The organism is Enterobacter cloacae complex sp. P2B, from assembly GCF_014895985.1.
Classification (GTDB): domain Bacteria; phylum Pseudomonadota; class Gammaproteobacteria; order Enterobacterales; family Enterobacteriaceae; genus Enterobacter; species Enterobacter bugandensis.
This window is the reverse complement of the sequence record NZ_JADBQQ010000023.1, coordinates 11122-11525: the sequence shown is the minus strand read 5'-3', so window position 1 is coordinate 11525 and position 404 is coordinate 11122. Positions and strand designations below refer to the sequence as shown.

The following is a 404-nucleotide window of genomic DNA, read 5'->3' as shown; positions in this document are numbered from 1 at the left end:
AAGCACATCTATGCTGCGGTATTTGCTCCTATTAGTGCACTGCCGTACAGGCAGCTTAGAAATGTATAACCATTGCCCCGTGATGTCGTTATATGTGCACTGCCGTACAGGCAGCTTAGAAATAAGAAGGAGTATTTCCCGCTATACAGCGAAGGTTCACTGCCGTACAGGCAGCTTAGAAAGGTGAATATGTCCCGCCACTGGCCGTGGAAGTGTTCACTGCCGTACAGGCAGCTTAGAAATCTTTTTGCTCCTTTTTGTCATCCGTTGACATGTTGTACAGGCAGCTTAGAAAAGCTGTTCGCCGGTCATTGGTTTATTGGCTGTGTTCACTGCCGTACAGGCAGCTTAGAAAGGTTGCAGCATAGTGCTTAAGTGCATCAGTTTTGTTCACTGCCGTACAG

Annotated in this window: 1 CRISPR repeat array. The window is 47.5% G+C overall.

Annotated elements, in window-relative coordinates:
• Nucleotides 1–37 precede the first annotated feature (37 nt).
• A CRISPR array of direct repeats spans nucleotides 38–355; the repeat unit is 25 nt; unit sequence CACTGCCGTACAGGCAGCTTAGAAA.
• Between the last annotated feature and the right edge of the window lie 49 nt (nucleotides 356–404).